We start from the raw sequence: 25387 nt of genomic DNA, 5'->3' as shown, positions 1-25387 counted from the left end.
GCTCAGTGGTACCCGTCGCCGACACGCACCTTGCCGCGGAACACCCAGTACGACCAGGCGGTGTAGGTCAGAATGATGGGTACCACGAACAGCACACCGATCAGCAGGAAGAACTGTGACTCCGGTGCCGATGCGGCGTCCCACAGCGTGTAGTCGGGCGGGATGACATACGGCCAGCGACTCACCAGCAAGCCCAGGTAGGTGAAGACGAACATGCCCAAGGTGAGCAGGAATGCCATCAACTCGCGCCCCTTGCGATTGGCAGTGTAGACACCGATCACGCAGGCCAAGGCCAGTGCGGGCAGCAGCCAGATTATCTGCATGTGGTCGAACCAGCGCTCCCAGACGCCCGGGTCGATCCATGGCGTCCAAAGGCTAACGACGGCGAACACCGCCACCACGCCGACGAGAAGCTTGGGCACCAGGCCACGCGCCCATTCACGCACATGCCCTTCCGACTTGAGCACCAGCCAGGTCGATCCCAGCAGCGCATAGCCGGCCACCAGCCCCAAGCCGGTGATCACCGAAAACGGCGTCAGCCAGTCGAGCGCTCCGCCGGTGAATACGCGATCGGCAGTCTCGAAACCTTCGATGTAGGCGCCTACCACGGCGCCTTGGGCGAAGGCCGCCACGAAGGAGCCACCGGCAAAGGCGGCGTTCCACCAGTTGCGCGTGCGCCGCGACTTGAAGCGGAACTCGAAGGCCACGCCACGAAAGATCAAGCCCGCCAGCATCAGGAAGACCCCGATGTACATCGCCGGCAGCAGGATCGAATAGACCAGCGGGAAGGCCCCGATCAGCCCCGCGCCGCCCAGCACCAGCCAGGTCTCGTTACCGTCCCACACCGGGGCGACGGAATTCATCATGACGTCACGCGCGTCTTCGTCCGGAGCGAAGGGAAACAAGATCCCCAGCCCCAGGTCGAAACCATCCATGAGCACGTACATGATCACACCGAAAGCGATGATGACGGCCCAGATCAACGAGAGATCGAACATTTCCATGGTTTAGCTCCTGTTCGGGGCGCGGTCGTCGCGCGCATCATCGAAGGGCACGTGGGCGGCGGACATGGGCCGCGCCGGACGGTCGTGACTATCCAAATCCTCCGTGTCGTCGTGCTCATCGAGGCCCTGGTCGATCACCTTGCACAGGTAATAGACACCGGCGATGAAGATCACGGCGTAGACGGCGATATACCCCAGCAGCGTGAATAGCACCATTCCACCACTCAGCGAAGGGGTAATGGCATCGGCATAGTCGAGCACACCGTAGATCAGCCACGGCGAACGCCCGGTTTCGGTCACGAACCAGCCCGCGACCACCGCCACGAACGGCGCTAGGCTCATGCCCTGCAACCCACGCAAGAACCAACGACTGCGGTAGACACGCCCACCCTTGCGCAGCACCAGCCCGGCAACGGCGAAGGCGATCATCAAGAGCCCTAATGCCACCATCACGCGGAAGCTATAGAAGGTGATCCACACCGGCGGCTGTTGCGCGCGGTCGATTTGATCGAGCCCCGGTACCACCCCGTCTGGATCGTGACGCAGGATGAGACTGGCGCCATTGGGAATGCCGATCTCGAAGCGGTTAGCCTGCAGATCGCGATCCGGCAACGCGAACAGCAACAACGGCACGTTCGACTCGGTTTCCCAGTTACCCTCCATGGCAGCGATTTTCATCGGCTGGTGTTCCAGCGTGTTGAGGCCGTGCTCATCACCGACGAAGGCTTGTAGCGGCGCTAGAAATAGCAGCAGCCATAGTGTCATCGACAGCGCGCGTTTATGAGCATCGACCTCACGACCGCGCAGCAAGAACCAGGCACTGACCCCAGTCACCACGAAGCCACCGGTCAAGAACGCCGCCAGGGCCATGTGCGTGAAGCGATACGGGAAGGACGCGTTGAAGATCGCATCGAACCAAGAGGTTACATGGATCACACCCTCGCGGATCTCATAGCCATCGGGCGTCTGCATCCAACTGTTGGTGGCAAGAATCCAGAACGCCGAGATGAAAGTCCCCACGGCGACCATCAGCGCAGCAAAGAAGTGCACCGCCGGCGAGACACGATGCCGACCGAACAGCAACACGCCCAGGAAGCCAGCTTCGAGGAAGAATGCCGTGACCACCTCGTAACTGAGCATTGGACCAATGAAGTTCGCCGCCATCTGCGAGAAGTTGCTCCAATTGGTTCCGAACTGGAACGCCATCACGATGCCGGACACCACCCCCATGCCGAAGACCACGGCGAAGACCTTGGTCCAGAACAGGCCGAGACGATCCCAGACGCGGTTGCCCGTGGATACGTAAAGGCCCTGGAGCACGGCGATATAGGAGGCAAGCCCGATCGTGAAGACCGGGAAGATGGCATGAAAGGAAACCACGAATGCGAACTGCAATCGCGACAGGAGGATCGGATCTAGCGCCATGGCTGACTCCTTGAAGCCCACGTAGTCGAAATGTCATCGGAAAGAGGTGGTCATAGCCGAAAAAGGCCCGCCGCCTGGATCTTATTGTTTCGTTTCCAATACCCCTACATCGTAGAGGTTTTATATAACCTTAAAAAGCGCTATGACTGGGTTTGGTATGTGTCGCGTTGCCGCAAGGCAAATTGCCGCATGCGCGCCGATGTCGCAGCGATTTCGTTTTGCGTCGTTCGTCTAACGGAGAACGCCATCCCTCTTTGGTAGGATAGCAGTCTCCATAAAAGCATGGTCGGCGCCCGGCGCGACCGCTCTCGACAAGGATCACTCATGAACGCTATCTGGATCGCCATCTTCGGCGCCGTGTGTTTCGTGATGGGCTATCGCTTCTATTCGAAGTTCATCGCCGAACGCATTTACCGTCTGGACCCCGATTTCCAAACGCCCGCTCACGCCTATCAAGACGGCGTCGACTATGTCCCCACCAACAAGTGGATCCTGTGGGGACACCACTTCACTTCGGTGGCAGGCGCGGCTCCCATTGTCGGGCCGGCCATCGCCATCTACTGGGGTTGGCTACCCGCCATCTTATGGGTCGTGCTGGGCACTGTGTTCGCAGCCGGCGTGCATGACTTCGGCGCCGTGGTGCTGTCCAACCGCCACAAGGGCCATTCCATCGGCACGCTGGCCAACAAACTGATCGGACAGCGTGCCAAGCTGCTGTTCTTGTTCATCATTCTGATTCTGGTGTTGATGATCAACGCGGTCTTCGCTTGGGTCATCGCCAAGCTGTTCATCACCTTCCCTGCCAGCGTGCTCTCGGTATTCATCCAGATTCCTCTGGCGGTGTGGATCGGCTATCGCGTCTATCGTCACTCGGGGTCGATGCTTCTGCCCTCGGTCATCGCCCTCGCCGTCATGTATGGCGCAGCGCTTTTGGCGAGCGAAGTCCCCTTCCTGCAAATCGATCTGGTCAGCTGGTTCGGTGGCGGTGACACTGCGGTGGCAGGCGGCTTCGATGCCACCTCGATGGCCTTCTTGGTGTGGATCGTGGTGTTGATGGCCTATGTCTATATCGCTTCCACGCTACCCGTCTGGAAGCTGCTGCAGCCGCGCGACTATATCAACTCGCATCAGCTAGTGGTGGGGCTCGCCCTGCTGTATCTGGGGCTGCTCGTCGGGGCGCCGGAGATGACCGCGCCCAGCGTCAACGGCGAAACCGATGTCAGCTGGTACCCGCTGCTGTTCATCACCATCGCCTGCGGTGCCATTTCCGGTTTCCATGGTTTGGTCGCCTCGGGCACCACCTCCAAGCAACTCGACAAGGAAACCGACGCTCGCTTCATCGGTTACGGTGGCGCTCTGGGTGAAGGTATGCTGGCGATGATCGCGATCATCGCCGTGGGCACGTTGTTCGCGTCCAGCGCGGATTTCACCGCCACCTATTCAAGCTTCTCGGCGGCCGGTTCCAGCGGACTCGGTTCCTTCGTGAAAGGCGCCGGACAGCTCGCGGGCAACCTCGGCATTCCCGAGCACATGGGCTCGACCCTGGTCGCGGTGATCGTGGTCAGCTTCGCCGCCACCACACTGGATACCGCCGTACGCCTGATGCGCTACATCATCGCCGAGCTGGGCAACGAGTACGGCATGCCAGTGATCGCGCGCAAGCATGTCGCGACCAGCATTGCCGTCATTACCAGCGCCGCGCTGGTGATTCTGCCGGAAGGCCCCAATGGCTTCGGCTCGGGCGGTTATCTACTGTGGCCATTGTTCGGCACCAGCAACCAGTTGCTGGCCGGTATCACCCTGATGCTGGTCTCGGTGTGGCTCAAGCGTCAGGGCCGCCCGGTGGTCTTCACGCTGGTACCGATGCTGTTCCTGTTGGTAATGACATTGTGGGCTATGGCACAGCAGGTGATCTTCACGTGGTCGGGCTTCGGCGATGCCGACCGTAACCTGCTGCTGTTCACCTTCGGCAGCTTGATCATGGTGTTCACGCTGTGGATCCTGCTCGAAGCCTCGCGTAGCTTCCGCCAGGACCCGACAGCCGTCCAAGAGTCGTTGAGTTCCGATGACACGCGCTGATGATGAACGTGCCGCGTCCGCCAACTGGCGGACGCGGATCAAACGACTCATCGAGGGCTACGACGCGGTATTAAGCCTTCAGCACCGCCGTGAGATCGTCCGCGAACTGCAGGATGAAGAAGATCTTTTCATGCTGCTGTGCTTCTGCGACATGATGGGTATCCCCAACCCCGTCGGCGACATGACCCTGGAACTTTACCCCTACATGCTGGACCGCTTTCATGAGTGGCATAAGCGTCAGGGTATGCCGCGCTCGCCCCTGGATGGTTTTCGCTGCTGCTGAACGAATCCGACGACGTAGCACAACCGAGGAGAGACAGCCGATATGGCCAAAAGCCTGTTTTTCGGCGGCAAGGGCGGCGTCGGCAAGACTAGCTGTGCGACCGCTTACGCGCTGAGCTGCGCGGATGCCGGATGGAACACCCTCCTGGTGTCCACCGATCCCGCCCACAATCTAGCCGACCTATTCGGTCGCCAACCCGGCCCGACGCCGACGCGCATGCGCCCTGGCCTGGATGTCGTCGAACTCGACCCCGACCATGAGACGAAACGCTATCTGGACCAGGTCAAGGCCAACATCAAGCCCATGGTGAGCGGCGAACGCAGTGCGGCGGTATTTCGTCAGCTCGACTTGGCTCGCCATGCCCCAGGCACCGAGGAAGCCGCCTTGTTCGATGCGCTGGTCGGCCTTTTGCTCGATACCGGACAGCACTACGACCGCTTGATCTTCGATACCGCGCCGGGTGGCCATACCGTGCGTTTGCTCGCGCTGCCGGAAATCATGGGCGCCTGGGTAGACGGCTTGATGCAACGTCGCCACAAGGTGCGCAGCGACTACAAGGCCTGGCTGGGAGACGGCGAAGTGGTCGATGACCCCATTCAGGAAGCGCTGATGCGTCGACGCGGACGCCTCGCCGCCGCTCGCGAGCACCTGACGTGCCCTGCGCACTCGGCGATGATTTTGGTCGCCAACCCGGAACGCCTACCGGCGCTGGAAACCGCGCGCACCCGTGACCTGCTGGAAGCCAACGGCCTGCATGTCAGCGCCGTCGTCATCAACAAATGCTTGCCCACTACGGTCGATAGCCAGTGGCTCGCCAATTGGCGCGAGGAACAACGCCCCTGGATCGAGCAGCTCGAGACATCCTTCGCGGACCGCCTATGCATACGCATCGAACATCAGCCCCACGCACCCGCCTCCATCGAAGATCTACGCCCGCTCTACGAGGCTCTTGGCGAGCTCTCACCCTGGCATACGCATGCCTGAACCGCTCTCCCGTCAATGTCCACCGATGACGGACACTACCAACCATGTCGTATAGGCGATAAACGTCGCCAACAGCAACGCCGCCTCCAAGCGGTTGATGCGCCCTTGGCCCTTCCAGCCGATGCCGAAAACGGTCAACGCCAGGGTCAAGCCCGCCATGACCGGCCAGTCCCGTACGAGTACCGCACTATCGACGTCGATCGGATCGATGATACCCGCCAGCCCAACCACGGCGAGAGTGTTGAAGAGGTTGGAACCCACCACATTCCCTATGACAAGATCATGCTCGTTCTTGCGCACCGCGCTGATCGAGGAGGCAAGCTCCGGCAACGAGGTCCCGATGGCAACCACCGTCAAGCCGATGACCAGATCGCTGACCCCAAACGCCGAGGCAATATCCACCGCGCCCCACACGAGTAAACGCGAGCTGACGATCAGCAGAACCAAGCCCACCAGGGTCCAGGTAATCGCCCGCTTTAGCGACATCGACTGCGTATCGAGGTTGGCGGTGGTATTGTCGGCCAGCGTGTCGCTGCCCTTCTGACGCCCCCGCATGACGCTATAGGTCAGAAACGCCACCAACATCGCGAGCAGTAACACGGCATCCCAGCGCGAGACGCTGCCATCTTGCAGGCACCACAACGAGGCCAGGGTCACCATTACCAACAGTGGGAGCTCTTGGCGCAACACTTGAGAGTGCATGGTCAATGGGCTGAACAATGCCACAAGGCCCACGATCAGGCCGATATTGGCAATATTGGAGCCATAGGCATTACCGAGCGCGAGGCCGGGATTGCCTTGCCAGGCGGAAAGTCCGGAGACCATCAGTTCCGGTGCCGAGGTGCCGAAGCCAATAATCACCATGCCGATCAGCAGCGGCGGTAGCCCCAGGTGGCGCGAGGTCGCCGCTGCGCCATCGACAAATCGGTCGGCGCTCCATACCAGGACCGCCAACCCCAACGCTACGGCAATGATGGCCATCAGCACGGTACGTCTCCTTGAATATCATTGTCCTTGAATGTCGTTTCCCTGAACGTTGTCGTGTCATGCATGCTATCGCGTTGCCCCGCTATTCTAGCGCAATCGAACGGTCATGCTACTGACAAACATACGCACGTGAATGTACGCTGTTCGCGCTTCTGATTTTCTCAGGCAAAAGTCTGTCGGAATATCCCCGCGCCGAATTGCTATAGTGCATGCATCATTCGGCACCATAAACCTATGAGCGAGACTGAGTTTGGCAGATAACGTTTCGTCACAAGCGCCTCATCACTCGCCATGCGACGCGGCAACGTCGATGGCGACGACGCGCCACTCACGGCGACGTCTGCGCGCCTGTCACGAATGCGATTTGCTAGTCGCGCTGCCGCCGTTGCGGCCGAGAGAAAAGGCCGACTGCCCGCGTTGCGAACATACGCTGGCCACGCGTCACGACAAGCCTGCCGAGCGTAGCATCGCGCTGGCGGTGGCCGCCTTGATCATGCTAACGCTATCGGTGGCTTTTCCCTTCATCAGTTTCGAGGCCCGTGGTGTCACTAATCGCATCGAGCTGACCGAGACCGCCTCGACACTGGTCGGCTTCCACGAACCACTGGTGGCGATTTGCGTGCTGCTGACAGTGATCATCCTACCCACGGTCTATCTATGTAGCGTCATCTGGCTCTCATTGGGGCTTCTCGGGCACCGCATTCTGCCCTATTCACGTGGCATCGCCCGCGCCCTGAAGCACTTGACGCCGTGGATGATGGCCGATGTCTTCGTCATCGCCGCGCTGGTCAGTCTCATCAAGGTCGCAGGAATGGCCGATGTCAGCCTGGGGCTCTCATTCTGGACGTTTTGCGCCTACGCCGTGTTATTGCTACTCACCACCCAGTCCATCGACACCGACTGGATGTGGTTCGCGCTAACCAGCGAGCCCTTGGCCCCGGAAGGCGCCCGCTCGGGTGAGCCCGCGACACCGCAAGGCTTGAGCGGATGCGCGACCTGTGGGCTGGTCAATCGTCTCGATGCGCAGGGCCGTGGGCGTTGTCGACGCTGCGGGGAAACGCTGCACGCGCGAACACCCGGCAGTCGCCAGCGCACGCTGGCCTTGCTGCTCGCTGCGGTGGTGATGTACATCCCGGCGAACCTTTACCCGATCATGAGCACGACGTCGTTGGGTAACACCTCGCTCTCGACCATCATCGGCGGGGTCATGCTGTTTCTACAGCACGGTGACATTCCCATCGCAGTGATCATCTTTACCGCCAGTGTGGTGGTGCCCATCGGCAAGATTCTCGCGCTCGGCTGGTTGTGCTACGCAGTACGTCATCGCGGCGAGCCGTTCAGTAATGTCACCCGTGTGCGTCTCTATCGCATCACCGAGTTCATCGGTCGCTGGTCGATGGTCGATGTGTTCGTGGTCGCCATCCTGGTTGCACTAATCCGTGCGGGCGAGTTGATCTCGGTCGAACCCGGAACTGCCGCGCTCTCCTTCGCCAGCGTTGTGATCATCACCATGTTGGCGGCCCACAGTTTCGACCCGCGCATGATCTGGGACGACCTCCCCCAGCGCCCTCGACGCGCATGGCGGGATCGTCTGCCGCGACGTATCGCTACCGTTTCATCACGCAAGGAATCCGACGATGCCTGAAGCTCCACAGCGTGCGACACGCCAATATCGCCGCCGCCTATCGCCGATCTGGATCGTACCGTTGGTGGCGGTCCTCATCGGCTTATGGATGCTTTACGACAATCTTTCCGGCCTTGGCCCCACGATCACGCTGCAGATGGAAAACGCCGAAGGCATCGAAGCCGGCAAGACGTTGATCAAGACACGCAATGTCGAGGTCGGCCGGGTCGAGGATGTGACGCTCTCCGATGACATGTCACACACTGTCATCACCGCGCGCATGCAACCCGACACCGAACGCATGCTCAATGACGATGCGCGTTTCTGGGTGGTCAAGCCACGCATCGATCGCGAAGGCATCAGCGGCCTGGGGACCGTCCTATCAGGGGCGTACATTCAATTGCTGCCCGGTCACGGCGGGGAGCCCCAACGCGACTTCGATGTGCTCGAACAGCCCCCGGTCGCGCCCCCCGACGCCCCGGGAATCCGCATCAACCTGGTCAGCCAGGTAGGCAGCTCGTTGAGCGCCGGCGACCCGATCACCTATCAAGGCTTCACGGTGGGGCGCGTGGAAAACACCGAGTTCGATCCCGACAAGAAGGAAATGCGCCACCGTCTTTACATTCAGTCGCCTTATGATGTGCTGGTCACCGACACCACACGCTTCTGGGTCTCGTCGGGAGTCGACCTGCGTCTGAACTCGCAGGGCTTTCGCGTCAATATCGAGTCGATGGAATCGCTCATCGGCGGCGGCGTGACCTTCGGGGTCCCCGAGGACGTGGAGATGGGTCAGCCCGCCGAATCGGAGGCGACCTATCAGTTGTTTAGCGACGAAGAAAGCGCCCGTGAAGGGACCTTCGATCGTCATCTCGACTATGTGCTACTGGTCGACGACACCGTGCGTGGGCTTAGCCACGGCGACCCGGTCGAATATCGCGGCGTGCGCGTCGGTACCGTGGAAACCGTGCCGTGGCGTTTCGCGGCCCCGCAGCCCAACGCCCTGGATCGCTTTGCGATTCCCGTACTGATTCGCATCGAGCCGCAGCGCTTCGACAACGCCCTGCAAGATTTCGATGCCGATGAATGGCGCGCGCGCCTCCAGGGCATGTTCGAGCACGGCCTACGGGCAACGCTCAAACGCGGCAACCTGCTGACCGGAGCACTGTTCGTGGACTTGAACTTCCATGACGATCCCGAGCCATACGAGCCGCTCACCTTCGAGGGCAAGAAGGTCTTCCCGACGACCACCGGTAGCCTGGCGCAGATCGAGGATAAGGTCTCGAACCTGCTGGATAAACTCAACGACGTGCAGATTGAGCCCGTCCTCGACTCACTGAATGAGACGCTGGCGACCACGCAGAACACGATGCGGCAAGTCAACGAGATCGCCGATTCGGTGGATGCACTGCTCGACGATCCAGCCACGCGCGAGCTGCCCGGCAATCTCAACAAGACGCTGCGCCAGACCCGCGACACGCTGGAGGGCTTCTCTCCCGACTCACAGGGTTACCGTGAACTCAACGATACGCTCTCGCGTCTCGAGTCACTGATGCGCGACCTGCAACCCGTGGCGCGCACGCTTAGCGAGAAGCCCAACGCACTGATCTTCGACAGCGAAGACGCCCCAGACCCGCAACCGAGGGCCCCACGCCAATGACCGAGATGACCTTCACTCATACTCGACGCCCGACATGCCCGGTGCGGTTTCTCGCCGCCGCCGGGCTGGGACTGTGCATGTCGATGCTGGTCGGCTGTGCCGGACAAAGCATCGACGAGTCGCGCTATACGCTCCCCAGTGAAACGCAAAACGTCGACGTCGCCAGCGACTTCAAGGGCAGTGTCTCGCTCGCGCCGCCACGCATGGCGAGCTACCTGAAGGATGATGGCATCGTCATGCAACTCGATGACATTCGTATCCATCAGGCACGCCACCATCTATGGGCCGAACCACTTGATCGTCAACTGCAGGAACGCATGCGCCAGCATCTCAGCCAGGCCTTGCCCAACGCCGACGTGCTACGTAGCGGTCAATCCTCCGAGGCATCTACACCGGCGCTGCATGTCCAGCTCGACGTCGACCGTTTCCAGGGTCGCGACGACGGCATGGCCGTGGTCGACGGCCAGTGGCGTATCCGTGACGACAACGACCGCACATTGTCGCGCGAATCCTTTGAGATCGAGCGCCCGCTGGAGGACGATGGCTATCCTGCGCTGGTAAGGGCGCTGGGCTCGGCTTGGGATACCCTTGGCGATCGTTTGGTCGATGCCTTGGTGGAGGTGGCCGACGCGGCGGAGACGAACTGACACGGCGCTTTATGAAGCCAGGTCACATGGTCGCAACCGGACGGACGGTCATGCTACGGCCGTTACCCATGACTAGCGTGGACGAGGAAGGATGAACCTCAGGCTGCGAGCCGCCCTCTGAGACGTGCCACGGCCTGGCTATGCAATTGGCATACCCGCGATTCGCTGACTCCAAGCACGGCGCCGATTTCCTTGAGGTTGAGTTCTTCCTGGTAATACAGCCCTAGTAGCAGCTTTTCACGTTCGGGCAATTGCTCGATGGCTTCGACCAGATGCGTCCGCGCATCGCCTTTCAACAAGGCGTCGTGCGGGGTCGCCGGTGCGGTCTCCCCCGCCGGGGGTTCGCCGAGTTCGGACACGACCTCGTCGAAGCCCAGCAGATAGCCGTTATTGGCATCCAGCAGCAGCTGATGATATTCGTCGACGCTCATGTCCAGGGAGCTGGCGATTTCGCGCTCGTCCGGGGCACGCCCTAACGACTGCTCGAGCCTGTGCACCGCCTGATCCAACGCCCGTACGCTGCGCCGCACGCTGCGTGGCATCCAATCGCGACTGCGCAGTTCATCGATCATCGCGCCGCGCACGCGCTGATTGGCGAAAGTGGAAAAACTCGCCCCTTGGGCGGTATCGAAGCGTTCCAGCGCGTCGAGTAATCCCACCATGCCAGCTTGAATCAAATCATCGAGTTCGACACTGGCCGGTAAGCGTACTTGCAATGCCAGCGCATGACGCCGTACGAGCGGCATGTATTGTTCCAGCAGTGCGCGTTGGTCGATTTTGCCCTGTGCCGTATACATCTCTATCGCCTCGGATGTTCGGGTCGACGCTCGACGCGACGCCCGCTGACATTATCGAGCTTCCGGCCCGATACCCAAGGCCGGAATAACCCCCGCTTGATAGGCCTTTTCCCGAATTCGTCTACACCGCCTTCTCTCAGCGGTAATTCACGATCAGTTGCAAGTCTTCGATGCGTACACCCGCGCGCGGCGCGTTCCGCGAGGCGGCACGCCGAAAGCGCAGGACAAAAGGCCCTTGCGCGGAAAGGCCTTGCAAAGCCCGCGTGCCCCCGCGACGCGTCGCCAGTTCGACACAACGACGCGGATGACACAGCCACGCCCGCACATCGCTCGGTCTCTTCGTGACGTAACGCCAGGACACCCGCGTGATATGGCCATCGCCGACCGTATGAGCCTCAGGCGGACGCAGGGGCGCCGTTCGCTCGTCACGCCCCGGCGTCGTCAGTAGCGGCCCACGCGGCAACGTCACCGCCCAACTGCCGGCCTCGACGGCTTTCGCGAATGGCGCCATGCTCAGCGTGGCGCCTAACGCCGCCCACAAAGCCAGGACGCAGCCAAGAGACTTCACGACCGACGCTCGCTTGACGGTAGCGTCTGCGCCAGCCACTCGGCGGGGTCGACGACAAGCTCGACCGCCAGGAAGCGGCGCGCCGTATCCACCAAGTTGCCAAGCGGCATATCGCCCGCGCTGGCCGGATCGCGTATCACCAATAAACGTGGCAGACGTTCGCGCTGCGACCATTGTTTGAGTTCGCGATAGGCGCGCTGTAAGCCTTCCGCACCGGAGGCGACCCAGATGCCCCAATGCGGCGAAGAACGCTGGGTGGCAGTCACATCACCGACGGCCAGCGGCAAGGTCTCCCAGGCAAGACCGCTGAGTGACGCAAGGCGTTCGCAGATCGCCGTCACCGCCTGAGGCGACGGATGGCCGATCGTCACCAGCGCCGCTTTGTCGCGTCGCTGGCTCGCATAGGCGCGCAATCCTGCCGCTTGATCGTTCATCGTCACCTCACGCGGCCTGTGACAGCGCCGCATGCGCCGTCAGCAAGTGCAACAACCCATGCAGCAGGGTATCGGGACTGCGTCGCTTGCGCTCACCGGCAAGACGCCTCACCACCGGGCGCGCATCCACCGCCCAGCCATCCTCGCTCAAGTCCATCCGTAGCGCCAAGGCCGCCAATTGCGCTGCAAGATAGACGCGCAGTTCGCAATCCAGAGGTGCCGATGCGCCCAACTGTTGCCACGCCGTGCGCATCAAACGCGATAGATCATCCTGTTCGAGCTGGCGATAAACGAAGGCGCGCATGTCGATATCCAGCGCGTCGCCCCCATGCCCCAACCAGTGATAGACGCCCCGCCGACGCCCGCTCTCGGGGTCGTGACTCATCGCAATCCACAGTTGCAGGCTGTCCGCGTCGGTCTCGGCCAAGGCCACGGGCAAGCGCGACAGCGTCACGCGTCGTGCGCGGCCACGCAGGCGACAGGTATGCTGGCCACAGGGCTCGGCGAGATCGACCAGCTCGCCGATCGCCAGACGTTCCCCGGCATGCCAGACGCGCTGCTGCACTCGTGTGCGTGCTAGCCAGGGGCTATCCGTCTCGCGCAACTGTTTCCTGACGTCGGCATCGGGTACCCGCGCGAACACATGCCAATGACTGCCCAGATGGCGACGCGCCAGGGTCAGGCGCTGCGTGTCGGACGGCGGCCAACGATGGAGAGGCCAGGCCAGCGGCAAGACATCGCCATTGGCGTCCAGTGGGAGCATCGGCGCCGCCCAATCCATTCCTCGCGGCTTCCCACCCGGCCAGAACAGGCCAGTTGCCTCGGCGTCATGCCACGCCTTGATCATCGACGGCGGTGCCAGGTGCTCTTCGAGCCAGGCTTGCTGTATGGCACGTGGCGACTCACGACGGTGCCACGCGGCATCAAGCCACGCCACGCCGGGTACGCCGCGTTGCAACGTTTCCATCACCCGCGTCAATTGATCGCGCTGTGCCAAGAGATCTCGCGATAGCGCTTGCAGGCCCTGCCCGGAGGCAGTGGGCCGCAACATCTCGGTGAGTACGCCTTCATCGAAGGTGAACGGCGAGCCCTGCCCCACGGCGAGCGCTTCATCCAATAACGCTGGCGCTTCGGCCAGGCGAATGTCTTCGGGCACGCGCTGGCCATGTAAGACGTAATAAAGGCGTAGCCGATGGCGCATCACGACATCCAGCGCGGCCCCTAGACGCGGCGCTTCGTCGACCTTGGTCAACAGGCAACCGTAAAGCGGCGCACCGGCGTCCTGCGAGGCTCGCTGATAGGTCTCGACAACCTCTTCGAGCGTATCGCCGTGGCTGGCCGCGTTCAGCAGCAAGAGACGGCGCACCGGACGCCCCGCACCGCCGAGGCGCGCGATCTGCCCCGTCACCCGCTGATCGCGCTGACTCATGCCCACGGTGTCGACGATCACCATGCGCTTGCCTTCAAGGCGCGATAGCAAGTCTTCGAGATCATCTTCATGGTGCACGGCATGCACATCGACACCCAGCAAGCGGGCATAGATGCGCAACTGTTCATGCGCACCGATACGATAATCGTCGGTAGTCACCAGGGCGACATCGTCTCCGCCGAAGCGCATCACGTAACGTGCCGCAAACTTGGCGGTGGTCGTGGTCTTGCCTACACCGGTCGGCCCCACCAGGGCGAACACACCGCCCTCATCGAGCATCGTCGCCTCGTCATCGAGCACCGCGAGCCGGGTCTCGAGTTGACGTCGGCTCCAGGCCAGTAAACGCGGGTCATCGGCATCGACATCGGCGAGTTCGTCGGGCAACGTCTCGAGCATTTCGCGTACCAGACGGGCGCTGAAGCCGGCAGTAATCAAGCGCTGGCGCAAGACGCCGCGCACGCCGGGACTTGCACTGCGCGGGCGTGGTGTCTCGGCGATATGCGACATCAACAATTCGCGCATGGCCTGCATTTCAGCATACAGGCGATCTTGCCCCGGCGCGGGCGAGGTCTCGACTGAAGGAGCACTAGCCTGCGCGGGCGCGGCGACGTCCTCTGCCTGCTCGACCAGTGACGACTGGGCCTCTTCGGCCACGGCCACAACCTCGACACCGTCATCCACGCGCCGGTTGGAGAGGATCAGGGCGTCATCCCCCAACGCGTCTCGTACCTGTCGCATCGCCTCGCGGCTATTGGCACCGAGAAACCGCATCACGCTCATGAACGTGCTCCGACGGTAGCGGTGACACGCAAGGTGCGGTCATCGGGGATTTCGGCATTGGACATCACCACTAGATGGGTAATGCGGCGGCGTAGGAAGCGGGCCAGCAAGGCACGCAGACCGTGCTGGACGACCAGCACCGTCGGCTCGCCACGCGCTTCCTGACGCTCCACGGCGGCCATCGACTGCTCCATGAGGGTGTCGGCCAGTCCAGGCTCCAGGCCACCGCCATTGCTCAGTGCCTGAGTGAGAACTTGTTCGAGATTGGCTTCCAAGCCGATGACATGCATCTCCTGGTCCCCTGGGAACCACTGCTGGGTAATCGAGCGTCCCAGCGCCACACGCACCATGGCGGTCAACTCATGGGGATCGGCTTGCTGTGGCGCATGCTCGGCCAGCGTATCGAGGATGGTACGCATATCGCGAATCGAGACTTCCTCAGCGAGCAGGTTCTGTAGGATGCGCTGCATCGCGGTCAGGGTCAGCAGCTTGGGCACCACGTCTTCGACCAGCGACTTGTTCTCGGCGGCGATCTTGTCGAGCAATTGCTGTACTTCCTGGCGCCCCAGCATGTCATTGGCGTGGCGATGCAACAGGTGGTTGAGATGCGTGGCCACCACCGTACTCGCGTCGACTACGGTATAGCCGTAGACCTGGGCGCGTTCCCGCTGCGCGGCGTCGATCCATACGGCGGGCAGCCCGAAGGCGGGATCCTGGGTCGGCGTACCTTCCACCTTGCCCGATACCTGCCCCGGGTCGATGGCCAGCCATTGTCCCGGATGCGCATCGGCGCGGCCCACTTCGACGCCCTTGAGCGTGATGATATAGGTCGAAGGCCCCAATTCGAGATTGTCGCGGATGTGTACCACCGGTGGCAAAAAGCCGACATCCTGGGCGAATTTCTTGCGCACGCTCTTGATACGCCCCAGCAACTCGCCCTTCTGGCGATGGTCGACGAGCGGTATCAAACGGTGGCCGACTTCGAGGCCCAGGGTATCGACGAGCTGCACATCGTCCCAGCTCGCCTCCGGCACTTCGGGCTGAGGAGGCGGTGTCTGGGGAGAGGCCTCTTCGGTGACTTGTTGCTGGTTGCGACGCCACATCCACCACGCCAACCCTCCGAGCAACGCGGTAAACAGCAAGAAGACCAGGTTGGGCATCCCCGGCACGAGACCCAGCAGCCCCATGACGCCTGCGGCCAGCATCAGGACCTGCGGGTTGTTGAAGAGCTGGCTGATCAGTTGCTGACCGACATCCTGATCGGTGTTGACGCGCGAGACGGTGACACCCGCCGCAGTCGAGATCACCAGCGCCGGAATCTGTGCCACCAGCCCGTCGCCGATGGTCAGCAAGGTATAGGTATGGGCAGCTTCGGAAAAGCTCAGGCTATGTTGCGCCATGCCGATCGCCAGACCGCCGATCAAATTGATCATCATGATGATGATGCCGGCGATGGCATCACCGCGCACGAACTTGCTGGCCCCGTCCATGGAACCGTAGAAATCGGCTTCCTGAGAGGTTTCCTGACGCCGCGCCCGCGCTTCGTCCTCACCGATCAAGCCGGCATTGAGGTCGGCGTCGATCGCCATTTGCTTGCCGGGCATGGCATCCAACGTAAAGCGCGCGCCTACCTCGGCGATACGCCCCGCCCCTTTAGTGATGACCATGAAGTTGATCACCACCAGGATCATGAACACGACCAAACCGACGGCGAAGTTACCCCCGATGAGAAAGGCGCCGAAGGCCTCGATCACCTTACCGGCCGCATCGCCGCCTTCGTGCCCCTCCATCAAGACCACGCGCGTAGAAGCGACGTTCAACGACAACCGCAATAGGGTCGAAAACAACAGCACCGCCGGGAAGGCCGCGAAATCGAGCGGCTTCTGCGTGAACATGCTCACCAGCAGCACCATGACGGCCAGGGTGATATTGAACGTAAAAAGAAGGTCCAGCACGAAAGCCGGCAATGGCAGGATCATCATGCTCAGGATCATGATGATCAGCAAGGGACCGGCCAGCACCTTCAAGCGGGTGTCGTTCAGCCACTCACGACGGCCCCATAACTGACTCAACGCATTCATGGTGTGTCCTTGGCGTCGGCAACGTTTTGCCGAGACGGGTCTAACTCATCGGGCACGGGCAGGTCATATGGCGTTTGTGGCCAGTCACCCCCTTCCTCGCGCACACGTTTCAAGCGGTAGGCCCAAGCCAGCACCTCCGCCACGGCGGTATACAGATTCGCGGGGACTTCTTGATCGATGTCCACATGCTGATGCAGAGCACGCGCTAACGGCGGCGCCTCCAGCAAGGGCACGCCATGCGCTTCGCCAAACTCGCGAATGCGCGTGGCCACCATATCCGAGCCTTTGGCCACGACGCGCGGCGCCTCCATCTGAGTCCCCTCGTACATCAGCGCCACGGCATAATGCGTGGGATTGGTGACGATGACATCCGCATCCGGCACCTTGGCCATCATCCGCCGCCGAGCCATGGACTGCTGCTGAGCGCGCATGCGGGCCTTCACCTGAGGGTCGCCTTCGGTTTCCTTGTGCTCTTTCTTGATCTCGTCCTTGGTCATGCGCAGCTTCTTGGTAAAGCTCCATAACTGGAAAGGCACATCGATCAACACGACGACGATGAGTGTCGCTACGCAGAAAGCCAGGCACAGCGCAGCGAGGTTCATACCTCGCGCCAAGGCCTCGCTCAACGGCAAGCTCATCAGACCTAGCAGATCGCCGCGATGCCACCATAGAAAGCTCACGGCGACACCGCCCACCAGCGTCGACTTGGCAACGGCTTTGCCCAATTCCGCGACCGCTTGCGATGAAAACATGCGCTTCAATCCCTTCAGGGGATTGAGCTTGGACACTTGTGGCTGCAGCGACTTCGCCGTCATCAGCCAGCCACCCAGCATGACCGGTGCTACCAACGCGACGACCGATACGATGAGGAACAGCGGCAACAAGGACATCAACATGTTTTTGCCCAACGCCCAGACATGCGACATCAGCACGGCGGTATCGAACGCCTCACCACGCGAGAAGATGAACGACTGCTCCATGACTCCCCCTAAACTCTCGTAGAGGTGGCCGCCCAGCGACCATAGCGTCATCACCCCCGCCGCCAACAGCATGAAAGTGGTCAGCTCGCGCGAGCGCGCAACCTCACCGTCCTCCTTAGCCTTATCGAGTCGGCGAGGCGTCGGGTCTTCGGTCTTTTCCTCGTCGCTGTCGCTACCCTCGGCCATGGGCCCTCTGACGTCGTGGCGCTAGAAGCCCTTCGCCAAGGCAAAACCCAGGCGCCGAACAACCGCATTCATCGAATGCGGGCTATTTTCTCGGGAACGCAGGACAGCCGATCACTGGAATAGCGGCTACTTAGCCTTGCTATTCAGGGGACGCGAGACTGAAACGCTGCCGGCGGGCACCGGCAGCGCAGGGAGGGATCAGAAACCCAGGCTATCGAGGAGGTCGTCGACCTGGTCCTGGTTATTGACAACATCGGTACCTTCGGGCTTGATCTGCGGCCCGTTGAGCAACGCCTCATCGCCCTTCTGAGATTTACGCGAACGCTCGTCGGCAAGTTGCTGCAGCTCTTCCTTGTCATGGCTCTCAGGAGCGGTATCGATCAGCACCTGCACTAGCTGCTGCTCGATCTCACGAATGACATCCATCATTTTCTTGATGACCTGACCGGTCAGATCCTGGAAGTCTTGGGCCATCATGATTTCGAGCAACTGCGCATTGGTTGCCTTGGTCTGAGTCGGCACATCGCGCAGGAAGTCACGCGTATCCTTCACCAACTCCTTGGCATCGTCCAGCTCGACAGGCGCGGCGAACCATTCTTCCCAGCGTTGATCGAGTTTCTCGGCCCCCGACTCCATACGCTCCTGCAACGGCTGTGCCTGATCGATCGCGTTCAGAGAACGCTCCGCCGCTTGCTCGGTCATGTCCGCGACATAACTAAGACGATCCCGCGCGTCGGGAATCGCTTCGGCCGCCTTTTCGATCTCCTTATCCAGCCCCAGCTCGCGCATGCTTTCATGAAGCATACGCGTCATCTTGCCAATCTTGTGGATCAGATCGTCAGCGGGGATGCCATCCGCACTGTTCTCCGGCTGCGTTTCACCGCTCATGGCCTGCCCTCCTCGTGCGAACTTACTTGCCCAGTTTCTCGAAAATCTTGTCCAGCTTCTCTTCCAGCGTCGCAGCGGTGAACGGCTTCACGACATACCCATTCGCCCCGGCCTGTGCAGCGGCGATGATATTTTCCTTCTTGGCCTCCGCCGTCACCATCAATACTGGCAGTTCCGACAGCGCATCATCCTGGCGGATCTCCTTGAGCATCGCGAGACCATCGAGGTTGGGCATGTTCCAGTCAGAGACCACGAACTCGAAGCCACCGGTACGTAGCTTATTGAGCGCCTCCTGGCCGTCTTCAGCTTCATCGACATTATTGAAGCCCAGTTCCTTGAGCAAACTGCGCACGATGCGCCGCATGGTCGGGAAATCATCCACGACCAAAATGCTCATATTCTTGTCTGCCATACATCCTCCGATTCACTAAAAGCTGACCCATTGACTGACAAACCCGCCCGGGCGACGCCCCAAGGCACCACCCGGCGTGCGGCATGCTTAGAATTCTTCCCACTCGTCCTCTTCGTGGGCGGCCGGCGCGCGCTTGGCCGGCACACGCTGAGAGGCCCCCGGCGCAGAGGTCGACGCCGTAGCGGACGATCCGGCGGACTTGCTGGCCGGTGCGCTCGTACGCGGCAACTGGTGCGTGCGACCACCCGGCAGACGGAACGTCGACACCACGTCTTCCAATCGCTGCGCCTGCTCTTCCAGCGACGCAGACGCGCTCGACGCTTCCTGGACGAGAGAGGCGTTCTGCTGTGTCACCTGGTCCATTTGCGTCACGGCTTGACTGACCTGCTCGATGCCATCGCTCTGTTCCTGCGAGGCTGCGGAGATCTCGTCCATGATATCGCTGACGCGCTTCACCGCCTGGACGACATCGCGCATAGTGGTTTCGGCGTTGCCCACCAGCTCGGAGCCCTGCTCGATCTGCGTGGTCGAGGTGTGAATCAGCCCCTTGATTTCTTTGGCCGCCTCGGCACTGCGGCTGGCCAAGTTACGCACTTCACTGGCGACCACCGCGAAGCCACGCCCCTGTTCACCGGCACGTGCCGCCTCGACCGAGGCATTCAATGCCAGAATGTTGGTCTGGAAAGCGATGGAGTCGATCATGCCGATGATGTCGGAGATCTGCTTGGAGCTTTCGGTGATGCCCTGCATGGTCGTGGAGACCTCCTGCATGACATCGCCGCCACGCCCCGCAGTGGTCGAGGCATCGCTGGCCAGGGAACTCGCCTGACGCGCATTGTCGGCGTTCTGACGTACGGTAGAAGTCAGCTCTTCCATGCTGGAAGCCGTTTCTTCGAGTGAGGCAGCTTGCTGTTCGGTGCGCGACGACAGGTCGGCATTACCGGAGGCGATCTCGCGAGCTCCGCCATGAATCGACCCGCTGGCGTCACGCACGGACGTGACCGTCCCCACCAGACCGTTTTGCATGTCGCGCATGGCGGCGAACAGGCGCCCGATCTCGTTCTTGCCGCGCTCGGCGATGCGATGGGAGAGATCGCCCTTGGCGATGTGTTCGCAATGTTCGACCGCTTCATCCAGTGGCTTGACCACGGACTTGACCAGCACCATGCGAACCAGCACGGCCACGATCACGGCAAGCACCAGCAGTACGATGGACAAAATTTCCATCAGCTGGCTGTTATCGGCATCGGCCACGATGGCGTCGTCGACACGTGTTTCGGCGTATTGGATGAACTCGCGCACGCTATTGTCGAGGTCGTCCATCAGCGGGTTGATGCGCTGATCGTCCTCGGCACGCACAGCGTCCTCACCTTCGTTCATCTGACGGTCGACTTCATCGCGGAATGCCGCATAGGCCTCGCCAATACGTGCGGCATATTGCTCCCCGGTATCGGTCTTGGAAACTTGTGAAAACTCGGTGAAACGGGTTTGGGCGCTATCCAGGGCATCCTCGACTCGTCCCTGTAAACTTGCCGCCCGATCGCTATCGCCGTCTTCCACGGCGTTGCGATAGCTAGCCAGCAGGCTGCGCGCACGCACCAGGTTCAAGGTGGCCCGGTTAACGGTATTCGTCTGCTCGAAACCGATGGTGCCGATGGTATCCATCGCCTCGGCGCTTTTTTGGTTGGAATAGAAGCCCAATGCGCTGATGATCGCAATCATCACGACCATGATCGTCAGCGCAATTGTCAGACTAGCCCTGACCGAAAGGTCATTGAGTATTTTCCCCATGTCGTCTCCTGGTTCCCTGGCATAGATTGAGATGATGAGTCGTTTTTGTTCTTCGAATTCGCCCGATAGGGCTATACCCGCTGTGCGCGACCCGAGGCTTCGGCACGTCTCATCAAGGCAGCGGGGATATCGGAAAGTGCAATGGTATCGGCGGCGCCACCGAGGATGACCGCTTCGCGCGGCATGCCAAAGACCACGCAACTCGCTTCATCCTGGGCAATCGTATAGGCGCCTGCCTGATGCATTTCGAGCAGACCCGCCGCACCGTCCTTGCCCATGCCAGTGAGAATCACACCAATGGCATTGCGGCCCGCGCTTTGCGCGGCGGAATGAAACAACACATCCACCGACGGACGGTGACGGTTGACCGGCGGCGCATCGTCCAAGCGAATGACGTAGTTGGCGCCCGAGCGCGCCAGCTTCATGTGCCAGTCCCCCGGCGCGATATAGACGTGGCCGGGTAGCACACGCTCACCGTCCACTGCCTCTTTGACCGAGATACGACATAACTTGTCGAGACGTTCGGCGAAGGATTTCGTGAACCCACCCGGCATGTGCTGGGTTATAAGAATCGCCGGGCTATTGGCTGGCAGAGGCTCCAGCACATGTCGGATGGCTTCGGTACCGCCTGTCGAGGCGCCGATGATGATGACTTTTTCGCTCGACAGAATAGGCGCCTTGAGCGGCTCTTTATCCTTCGCCGGGACCTGCTTGGCCACGGCTTTCGGACGCGAACGTGCCGCTGCGCGAATCATGTCGGCAATCATCTGCGTATACTCGAGCATGCCTTCACGGATGCCCATTTCAGGCTTGGCGACGAAATCGACCGCGCCCAGTTCCAATGCGCGCAGGGTTATTTCAGAGCCCTTCTGGGTCAGTGAAGACACCATCAGCACCGGCATGGGGCGCAAACGCATCAAACGCTCGAGAAAATCGAGACCGTCCATGCGCGGCATTTCCACATCCAGGGTCAATACGTCAGGGTTGGTGCGCTTGATCAGATCCCTGGCCACCAAGGGGTCAGGTGCCGTAGCAACGACCTCCATATCCGGCTGACTGTCGATGATTTTGCTCATCAGGTCGCGAATCAGCGCCGAATCATCGACACATAGCACCTTGATCTTGTTCGAGGACAACGCCACCACTCCTTACGCATGAAAACCGCCGACCTACTGCCGGGCACGGCGAACCGATATGCATGGTCTATCGGCCGGTTGCATGAACACTGAAGGGTCAGCGCGATAATTCGTACACGGTCTGCCCTCGCAACTTGAAGCGCTGCGTCAGGTAGGAGAAATTTTCCGAGTGGCCGGTAAACAACAGCCCATTGGATTTCAACAACGGAGCGAAGCGCTCCAAAATGCGCGCCTGTGTCTCCTTGTCGAAATAAATCATCACGTTACGGCAAAAGATGGCATCGAATGGCCCCTTCGCCACCCAATTGCCCGATGTCAGATTGAGTGATTGAAAGTCGATCATCGAGGCCAGTTCGGGACGAATCTTCGCCATCCCGGCGCGTGCACCACTGCCCCGCAGGAAAAACTGCCGACGGCACGCTTCGGAAACCTTCTCAAGCTGGTCCAGCGCATAGATCCCCTTGCGCGCCTTGGCTAGCGCGTCGGTATCAATGTCGGTGGCCAGAATCTGCGCCTGTGAGGCCCGGCTACCCAGCGCCTCACTCAGGGTAATCGCCAACGAGTAGGGTTCTTCTCCCGTCGACGCCGCAGCACACCAGATCCGTACGGGAGAGGTCGCTTGCTTGACGTGCTCCGCGAGCAACGAGAAGTGATGTGCCTCGCGGAAAAAAGACGTCAAATTCGTCGTCAGTGCGTTGGTAAACGCCTCCCACTCTGGCGACTCAGGATGTTGGTCCAGACGCGCCAGGTAATCACTGAAGCGGCGCATACCATGCAGCCGCAGCCGCTTTGCCAAGCGGCTGTAGGCCATTTCACGCTTGTGCGACGCCAGCACGAGGCCGGCGCGCTGATAAATGAGCGTGCGTATCTTGTCGAAATCCGCCTCCGTGAATTCAAGATCCCGGTCGGCGGCTCCGAACAAGCTAGGATGCTCTTCCTGCGGCGCAGGGGACTGACGAAATTCGCTCAAAAGGACTCCCACTCTTCTTCATGTGATGCCTGGTGAGCGCCCGCCTCCTGTGATTCCTGACGCCGAGACACCAGTGAAGTCTCTTGACGCTGCGCTGAATGTGACGTCGCCTGCTTGTCGCCACTGGTACTTGCGGAGGCCTGCGGCTTGGCGAGACTCGCCGAATTCTTGTTGCGACGCACCGTTTCAACACCACTGCCGGCGAGGCGGAAGACAGCCACGGAGCGCGACAGCTCGTTGACGCTTGACTCGAGATCGGCAGCCACCGAGGCCGTTTGCTGTACGCGATGAGCGTTCTGCTGGGTGACATCGTCCATCTGCGTGATGGCCTGATTGATCTGTTCGATACCGCTGCTCTGCTCGTCGGACGCCGCAGTGATCTCGTTCATGATGTCGTTGACACGCGTGACAGAGTTGACCACCTCCTCGATGCTGCCCTCGGCCTTGCGTACCAGATCGGTACCGCCTTCGACTTCCTTCGTGGAGTTGTCGATCAGCTCGCGAATTTCCTTCGATGCTTGGGCGCTACGGCTCGCCAGGTTACGGACCTCGCCAGCGACGACGGCGAAGCCACGCCCCTGCTCACCCGCACGGGCTGCTTCGACTGAAGCGTTCAAGGCTAGGATATTGGTCTGAAAGGCAATCGAGTCGATCATCCCGACGATATCGGCTACCTGATGAGAGCTGTCGCGGATACGCCCCATGGTACTGACCACCTGCCCCATGACCTCGCCGCTCTGCCGCACCGTCTCGCTCGCCGTGCTCGAGAGCTGGCTAGCCTGACGCGCGTTGTCGGCATTCTGCTTCACGGTGGCGGTCATTTCTTCCATGCTTGAGGCCGTCTGGGCAAGCGATGCGGCTTGCTGCTCGGTCCGCGAGGACAGGTCTTCGTTGCCTTCGGCAATGTTGCGGGTCGCCGGTGTCACCACGCCCACGTTTTCGTTGACTTCCTTGACGATATTGCCAAGGCTGCGACGCATGGTATCCAGCGCACGGGTGAGGCGACCGATTTCATCTTGCTTGCCGCCTTTGAGACTGGCGCCGAGGTTACCGGCTGCGATCTGTAGTGAGAAATCCAGGGCCTCGCGCACCGGGCGCAGCGTCGAGCGCACCGTGATGATCCCTAGCACCACCAGCATGAGCAGCCCGAAGATGAAGACACCCGCCTGCCACAGCAGCATATCGTGCTGTGTCTCGGCCGCTTCTTTGGCCATGCTCATGGCATCGTTGCGCTTTTCGTCGACCAGGCTATTGAGCTGCTCGCTAACCTGATCGCGTTCGCCTTCCAACACATCGTTGTAAGCCACATAGGCTTCATAGAAGTCGCCGGCATTCAGAGTATCCAACACTACCCGCAGCCCATCGTCCAGATAACGCTGGACGGAAGCATCGAAGCTTTCTGCGGCATCACTGTGATTGGCGGGACGGCCGTCGTAATACGCGCTCCAGGTTTCGGAAAGCCGGGTCATCAGTGCTTCGGCCTCGGCCGTTACCGCTTCCATGTCACCCGACATCGGGTTGCTCACGGGCTTATCGACCAGGTTTCGACCGCTGGACATCAGCTGATCGATTTTCTGCAAGCGGGCAACGTCTTCCAGGCCTTGCTCTGAGAGTGCCTGCAACTTGTCACCGGCGCGCTGCAAGCTGACCATGGACAGGACACTGCTGACCGCTAGCATCAGCACCGCCGCGACGATCATGGTCACCAGCCGGCCCTTGAAGGTATTGAACTTGAGACCCTTGAGACGCGCCAAGACACCGGTATGCTGAATCTGGCCATGGTCGAGCTTGACCCCACGACGTTTGCCCGCTGACATGGCCGCATAGGCGCGCTCCGCATCGGCACGGGCCTTGGCAGTGGGTTTGACGCGCACCGAGGTATAGCCAACGATCTCGCCGCCTTCGAAAATCGGCGTCACGGTGGCATGCACCCAATAAAAATCACCGTTCTTGCAACGGTTCTTAATCACCCCGCTCCAGATCTCTCCCTTCTTCAGAGTGACCCAAAGGTTTTCGAACGCCGGCGGCGGCATGTCCGGATGACGTACGAGATTGTGTGGCGCCCCCACGAGCTCTTCATAGCTAAAGCCGCTGATCTCGACGAAAGCCGGATTCGCGTAGGTGACGACCCCTTTCAAATTGGTGCGGGACAACAGGTAATCTTCATCCGAGAGCTCATGCTCACGCTGAGTAACGGGCTGGTTATTGCGCATGATACGGTTCCCTGGTGTTCGTTTTTATTGCT

21 protein-coding genes are annotated in these 25387 nt (G+C 60.9%); 6 read left to right on the top strand and 15 right to left on the bottom strand.

Features of this window, described 5'->3' with window-relative positions; translation table 11 throughout:
- Nucleotides 1–2: 2 nt before the first annotated feature.
- Both cydB and KZO83_RS14780 read right to left on the bottom strand, forming a co-directional pair.
- On the bottom strand, nucleotides 3–1004 hold the full coding sequence (gene cydB / locus KZO83_RS14785) for a cytochrome d ubiquinol oxidase subunit II (RefSeq protein WP_247621309.1): 1002 nt from the start codon (nucleotides 1002–1004) through the stop codon (nucleotides 3–5).
- Nucleotides 1005–1007: 3 nt separating this feature from the next.
- The gene (locus KZO83_RS14780) at nucleotides 1008–2429 is read right to left on the bottom strand and encodes a cytochrome ubiquinol oxidase subunit I (RefSeq protein WP_247621308.1); all 1422 of its coding nucleotides are present in this window, start codon (nucleotides 2427–2429) and stop codon (nucleotides 1008–1010) included.
- A gap of 324 nt (nucleotides 2430–2753) precedes the next feature.
- Between KZO83_RS14780 and KZO83_RS14775 the strand changes: the two genes are divergently transcribed.
- From KZO83_RS14775 to KZO83_RS14765, 3 genes are read left to right on the top strand one after another with little or no spacing between them, the layout of a single operon-like run.
- Nucleotides 2754–4508 carry a carbon starvation CstA family protein gene (locus KZO83_RS14775; protein WP_247621307.1) on the top strand — a complete coding sequence of 585 codons (1755 nt, stop codon included), beginning with the start codon at nucleotides 2754–2756 and terminating at the stop codon, nucleotides 4506–4508.
- Nucleotides 4495–4791 (top strand): cory-CC-star protein, encoded by a 297-nt coding sequence (locus tag KZO83_RS14770; protein WP_178997480.1) that lies wholly within the window; start codon nucleotides 4495–4497, stop codon nucleotides 4789–4791. Before KZO83_RS14775 ends, KZO83_RS14770 begins: the two co-directional genes overlap by 14 nt.
- Nucleotides 4792–4833: 42 nt before the next feature.
- Nucleotides 4834–5775, top strand: coding sequence for an ArsA family ATPase (locus tag KZO83_RS14765; RefSeq protein WP_247621306.1), 942 nt, complete (start codon nucleotides 4834–4836; stop codon nucleotides 5773–5775).
- 12 nt (nucleotides 5776–5787) lie between these two features.
- Here the strand turns inward: KZO83_RS14765 and KZO83_RS14760 are convergent, their stop codons facing one another.
- Nucleotides 5788–6762 carry a calcium/sodium antiporter gene (locus KZO83_RS14760; RefSeq protein WP_247621305.1) on the bottom strand — a complete coding sequence of 325 codons (975 nt, stop codon included), beginning with the start codon at nucleotides 6760–6762 and terminating at the stop codon, nucleotides 5788–5790.
- A 310-nt stretch (nucleotides 6763–7072) separates the two neighbouring features.
- Here KZO83_RS14760 and KZO83_RS14755 point away from each other — a divergent pair, with 310 nt between their 5' ends.
- The 3 genes from KZO83_RS14755 to KZO83_RS14745 are packed head-to-tail and all read left to right on the top strand — an operon-like array spanning nucleotide 7073 to nucleotide 10690.
- Nucleotides 7073–8407: a paraquat-inducible protein A gene (locus KZO83_RS14755; protein WP_247621304.1), complete on the top strand. Its 1335-nt coding sequence runs from the start codon at nucleotides 7073–7075 to the stop codon at nucleotides 8405–8407.
- Nucleotides 8400–10043, top strand: coding sequence for an intermembrane transport protein PqiB (gene pqiB, locus KZO83_RS14750; protein WP_246922163.1), 1644 nt, complete (start codon nucleotides 8400–8402; stop codon nucleotides 10041–10043). The genes KZO83_RS14755 and pqiB overlap by 8 nt, the downstream gene beginning before the upstream one ends.
- Nucleotides 10040–10690 carry a PqiC family protein gene (locus tag KZO83_RS14745; RefSeq protein ID WP_083632939.1) on the top strand — a complete coding sequence of 217 codons (651 nt, stop codon included), beginning with the start codon at nucleotides 10040–10042 and terminating at the stop codon, nucleotides 10688–10690. The genes pqiB and KZO83_RS14745 overlap by 4 nt, the downstream gene beginning before the upstream one ends.
- 98 nt (nucleotides 10691–10788) lie before the next feature.
- Here KZO83_RS14745 and KZO83_RS14740 read toward each other — a convergent pair whose 3' ends face one another.
- The 12 genes from KZO83_RS14740 to KZO83_RS14685 form a co-directional block, all read right to left on the bottom strand.
- On the bottom strand, nucleotides 10789–11487 hold the full coding sequence (locus KZO83_RS14740) for an RNA polymerase sigma factor FliA (RefSeq protein WP_247621303.1): 699 nt from the start codon (nucleotides 11485–11487) through the stop codon (nucleotides 10789–10791).
- Nucleotides 11488–11623: 136 nt separating this feature from the next.
- Nucleotides 11624–11998, bottom strand: a complete 375-nt coding sequence (locus KZO83_RS14735) for a flagellar protein FlhE (RefSeq protein ID WP_075369689.1) — start codon at nucleotides 11996–11998, stop codon at nucleotides 11624–11626.
- A gap of 53 nt (nucleotides 11999–12051) precedes the next feature.
- Nucleotides 12052–12489, bottom strand: coding sequence for a hypothetical protein (locus KZO83_RS14730; protein ID WP_247621302.1), 438 nt, complete (start codon nucleotides 12487–12489; stop codon nucleotides 12052–12054).
- A gap of 7 nt (nucleotides 12490–12496) precedes the next feature.
- The gene (gene flhF / locus KZO83_RS14725; protein WP_247621301.1) at nucleotides 12497–14698 is read right to left on the bottom strand and encodes a flagellar biosynthesis GTPase FlhF; all 2202 of its coding nucleotides are present in this window, start codon (nucleotides 14696–14698) and stop codon (nucleotides 12497–12499) included.
- Nucleotides 14695–16779, bottom strand: coding sequence for a flagellar biosynthesis protein FlhA (gene flhA / locus KZO83_RS14720; RefSeq protein ID WP_040241439.1), 2085 nt, complete (start codon nucleotides 16777–16779; stop codon nucleotides 14695–14697). The genes flhF and flhA overlap by 4 nt, the downstream gene beginning before the upstream one ends.
- Nucleotides 16776–17945, bottom strand: a complete 1170-nt coding sequence (gene flhB, locus KZO83_RS14715) for a flagellar biosynthesis protein FlhB (protein ID WP_247621300.1) — start codon at nucleotides 17943–17945, stop codon at nucleotides 16776–16778. The genes flhA and flhB overlap by 4 nt, the downstream gene beginning before the upstream one ends.
- 198 nt (nucleotides 17946–18143) lie before the next feature.
- Nucleotides 18144–18833: a protein phosphatase CheZ gene (gene cheZ, locus KZO83_RS14710; RefSeq protein WP_247621299.1), complete on the bottom strand. Its 690-nt coding sequence runs from the start codon at nucleotides 18831–18833 to the stop codon at nucleotides 18144–18146.
- Between the two features lie 22 nt (nucleotides 18834–18855).
- Nucleotides 18856–19245 carry a chemotaxis response regulator CheY gene (gene cheY / locus KZO83_RS14705; protein WP_246976929.1) on the bottom strand — a complete coding sequence of 130 codons (390 nt, stop codon included), beginning with the start codon at nucleotides 19243–19245 and terminating at the stop codon, nucleotides 18856–18858.
- Nucleotides 19246–19332: 87 nt separating this feature from the next.
- Nucleotides 19333–21036, bottom strand: a complete 1704-nt coding sequence (locus KZO83_RS14700; protein ID WP_247621298.1) for a methyl-accepting chemotaxis protein — start codon at nucleotides 21034–21036, stop codon at nucleotides 19333–19335.
- A 71-nt stretch (nucleotides 21037–21107) separates the two neighbouring features.
- Nucleotides 21108–22172, bottom strand: coding sequence for a protein-glutamate methylesterase/protein-glutamine glutaminase (locus KZO83_RS14695; RefSeq protein ID WP_261505795.1), 1065 nt, complete (start codon nucleotides 22170–22172; stop codon nucleotides 21108–21110).
- Between the two features lie 97 nt (nucleotides 22173–22269).
- Entirely contained in the window at nucleotides 22270–23142 is an 873-nt protein-coding gene (locus KZO83_RS14690; RefSeq protein ID WP_418904314.1) for a CheR family methyltransferase, read from the bottom strand.
- Nucleotides 23139–25355, bottom strand: coding sequence for a methyl-accepting chemotaxis protein (locus tag KZO83_RS14685; RefSeq protein ID WP_247621297.1), 2217 nt, complete (start codon nucleotides 25353–25355; stop codon nucleotides 23139–23141). The genes KZO83_RS14690 and KZO83_RS14685 overlap by 4 nt, the downstream gene beginning before the upstream one ends.
- Between the last annotated feature and the right edge of the window lie 32 nt (nucleotides 25356–25387).

This window comes from Chromohalobacter moromii (genome assembly GCF_023091865.1).
Classification (GTDB): Bacteria; Pseudomonadota; Gammaproteobacteria; order Pseudomonadales; family Halomonadaceae; genus Chromohalobacter; species Chromohalobacter moromii.
Note: the sequence above shows the minus strand (reverse complement) of the source record. Positions and strands in the feature narration are given on the sequence as shown.